Here is a 3,869-nt window from a genome sequence, read left to right as displayed (position 1 = left end):
AGGGTGGTTCCGGTGCCGTGGGCCTCGACGGCGTCGATGTCGGCGGTGGTGAGGCCGGAGGCGGTGAGGGCTTCGCGGATGACGCGTTCCTGGGAGGGGCCGTTGGGGGCGGTGAGGCCGTTGCTGGCGCCGTCCTGGTTCACCGCTGAGCCGCGGACGACCGCGAGGACGTCGTGGCCGTTGCGGCGGGCGTCGGAGAGCCGCTCCAGGAGCAGCACACCCACGCCCTCGCTCCACGTGGTCCCGTCAGCCGAGGCGGAGAAGGACTTCACCCGCCCGTCGGGGGCCAGGCCGCGCTGCCGACTGAACTCCACGAAGGGCCGCGGAGTGGCCATCACGGTGGCACCGCCCGCCACGGCCAGGGTGCACTCGCCCTGGCGCAGGGCCTGGGCGGCCAGGTGCAGGGCGACGAGGGAGGAGGAGCAGGCGGTGTCGACGGTGATGGCCGGGCCCTCCAGCCCGAAGGTGTAGGACAGCCGCCCGGAGGCGACGCTGCCGGCGCTGCCCGTGCTCAGGTAGCCCTCGTACTCGACGGGGACGGCGGACAGGCGGGAGGCGTAGTCGTCGTACATGGTGCCGACGAACACACCGGTCCGGCTGCCGCGCAGGGTGGCCGGGTCGATTCCCGCGTCCTCGAAGCTCTCCCAGGTGGTCTCCAGCAGCAGGCGCTGCTGCGGGTCGATCGCGTACGCCTCACGCGGCGACACCCCGAAGAACTCCGCGTCGAAGCGGTCGGCGTCGTAGAGGAAGCCGCCGTGCCGGGTGTAGGTCTTCCCGGGCCGGGCGGGGTCCGGGTCGTAGAGGTCGTCGACGTCCCAGTCGCGGTTGGCGGGGAAGGGGCCGATGGCGTCGGTGCCTTCGGCGACGAGCCGCCACAGGTCCTCGGGCGAGCGGGTGTCGCCCGGGTAGCGGCAGGCCATGCCGACGATCACGATCGGGTCGTCCTGGCCGGCACCGGCACCCGTCGGGGCCTGCCGTGCCGGCCGGGCCGCGGCCTCACCGGTGATCTTTCCGAGTTCTGCGACGACGAAGGCGGCCAGCGCGCCGGGGGTGGGGTGGTCGAAGACGGCGGTCGCGGGAACGGCGATACCGCTGTCCGAAGCCAGCCTGCGCCGGAGCTCCATACCGGTGAGGGAGTCCATCCCCAACTGGATGAAGGGGCCGCTGTCGTTGACGGCGGCGGGCCCGGCCAGGCCGAGCACGGCCGCGACCGTGGTCCGTACGAGCTCGCTCGCGGCCCGCTGCCGGTCCGCCGGGGCGAGCGCGGCGGTACGCGCGGCCCAGGAGGAACCGGTGGCCGCGGCCGCCCGGCGGCGCGGGGCCCGGACGAGGGTCCGCAGCAGGGTCGGCGCGGTGTGCCCGGGGGAGCGCAGCACCCGCAGGTCCAGCTCGATCGGGGCGAGCTCGGGCCGGCCGGACGCGAGCGCCGCGTCGAACAGCTCCATACCGCGTGCCGGGGTCAGCGCAAGGATGCCCTTGGCGGCCCACCGCTGCATGTCGGCCTCCGAGAACTGCGCGGCCATACTGCCGGTGCTCGTGTCCCAGAGTCCCCAGGCGAGGCTGGTGGCGGGGAGGCCGTGGTGGTGGCGGTGGTGGGCGAGTGCGTCGAGGTAGGTGTTGGCGGCGGCGTAGTTGGCCTGGCCGGGGTTGCCGATGAGGCCGGCGATGGAGGAGAAGAGGACGAAGTGGGTGAGGGGGAGGTGGGAGGTGAGCTGGTGGAGGTTCCAGGCTGCGTCGGCCTTGGGGCGCAGGACCCGGGTGAGGTGGTGGGGGGTGAGGTTGTCGAGGGTGGCGTCGTCGAGGGTGCCGGCGGCGTGGATGACCGTGGTGAGGGGGTGGTCTGCGGGGATGGTGGCGAGCAGGTCCTTCACAGACGCGCGGTCGGCGGCGTCGCAGGCGGTGACGGTGACGTGGGCGCCGGCCGCGGTGAGTTCGTCGGCGAGTTCTCGGGCTCCGGGGGCGTCGGGTCCGGTGCGGCTGGTGAGGAGGAGGTGCCGGGCGCCGTGGCGGGTGACGAGGTGGCGGGCGAGGATCCGGCCGAGTCCGCCGGTGCCGCCGGTGATCAGGACGGTGCCGTCGGGGTCGACGGCGCGGGCGGCGGTGCCCCCGGTGGGGGTGTTTTCCAGGCGCGGGGTGTGCAGTCGGCCGTCGCGCAGAGCGAGTTGGGTGTCGGGGGTGTGGGCGGCGGTGTGTGCCGCACCCGCAAGGTGGCCGGCGTCGGCGGCGTCCTCGATGTCGAGGTGGGTGAGGCGGCCGGGGTATTCGTTCTGTGCGGTGCGGACGAGGCCGGTGAGGGCTGCGGCGGGCAGGTCGTGGACGTCCTCATCGGGGGAGAGTGCCGTGGCGCCGCGGGTGAGGACGACGATGCGGGTGGAGTCGAGGGCGCTGTCGCCGAGCAGTTCCTGCAGGGCGGCCAAGGTGTGCCCGAGCGCCGCGTGAACCTCTGACACCGCGTCCGAAAGGGCCACGACATCGGGTACCGGACCGCCCGCCGCGACGGCGGCCCGCAGCGCGGCCGCGTCCGCGTACGGCGTGCCGGCGACGGCGGCGACCAGACCGTGCGGGTCGGACCCCAGTACCGCCCACCGACTGGCCGGGGTGTCCGCGGCCGACGGCGGCAGCGGTTTCCACACCAGGCTGTAGAGCCCGTCGTGCCGGCCGTCGCCGCCTTGGAGGTCACCGGCCGGGCGCAGGGCGATCTCGTCGACCGTGACGACGGGCCGGCCGTCCGCGTCCGTTGCCGTCAACGAGGCGGAGTTGCCGCCCCCGGAGCTCAGGCGGACGCGCAGCGCGGTCGCTCCCGTGGTGTGCAGGGTGACCCCGCTGAAGGAGAACGGGACGGTCAGCTCCTGCGAGTCCTCGATCAACAGGCCGTGCAGGGCGGCGTCCAGGGCGGCCGGATGCAGCGTGAACCCGTCGCCTTCGATGCCTTCGGGCAGCGCGATCTCCGCGTAGACGTCGGTGCCGTGGCTCCAGGCCCTGCGCAGCCCCTGGAAGGCCGGCCCGTAGCCGTAGCCGCGGTCGGCGAGGCGGGGGTACAGCTCACCGACGGGGATCTCCGTCGCCCCCTGCGGCGGCCAGGCCGAGGGCTCGGCCACCGCGGCGGCCGGGGCGGACTCCCGGAGCACACCGGAGGCGTGCCGGGTCCACTCCGTGTCCGCGGCACCCTCGGCGCGGGAGTGGACGGTGACAGCGCGGGTACCGGACTCCTCGGCGCCGAGCGCGACCTGGAGGTGGATCCTGCCGTCCTCCGGGACGATCAGCGGCGCCTCCAGAACCAGCTCCTGCAGCCCGTCGTAACCGAAGCGGTCGCCCGCCGCGAGAGCCATCTCGACCAGCGCGGTGCCGGGCAGCAGCACGGTTCCCGCGACGGCGTGGTCGCCGACCCACGGGTGGCTGCCGCGCGTGACCCGGCCCGTGAACAGCAGCCCCTCGCCGTCCGCGAGGCTGGTCACCGCACCGAGCAGCGGGTGCTCCGCCGGCGTGAGCCCCAGACTCGCCACGTCCTCGGGCGTGGCCGGGCTGTTGAGCCAGTACCGGGTGCCCTGGAAGGCGTACGTCGGCAGCAGGACCCGCCGCGCACCCGGGAAGAGGTGCTCGGGGTCCAGCGCCGCACCCCGTACGGCCGCATGGGAGAGGGCAGTGGCCAGCGTCCGTACCTCCGGGTGGCCCCGGCGCAGGACGGCGACCGTCGTCGGCGATGCCTGGACGTCGTCCTCCAGGCAGCTCCGGGTCATGGCGGTAAGGACGGGGTCGGGTCCGAGTTCGATGTAGGTGGTGACGTTGTGGTGGTGGAGGTATTGGACGGCGTCGTTGAAGCGGACGGTGTGGCGCAGGTGGTGGACCCAGTAGTCGGGGTTGGTGAGTTG

Annotated in this window: 1 protein-coding gene; it reads right to left on the bottom strand. The window is 74.1% G+C overall.

Translation table 11 applies throughout. The features are described 5' to 3' along the window. A partial coding sequence (locus tag AB0F82_RS38550) for a type I polyketide synthase (protein WP_362636469.1) occupies positions 1 to 3,869 on the bottom strand: 3,869 nt, incomplete at both ends.

The sequence above is a fragment of the Streptomyces virginiae genome (assembly GCF_040638905.1).
Classification (GTDB): domain Bacteria; phylum Actinomycetota; class Actinomycetes; order Streptomycetales; family Streptomycetaceae; genus Streptomyces; species Streptomyces virginiae_B.
Note: the sequence above shows the minus strand (reverse complement) of the source record. Positions and strands in the feature narration are given on the sequence as shown.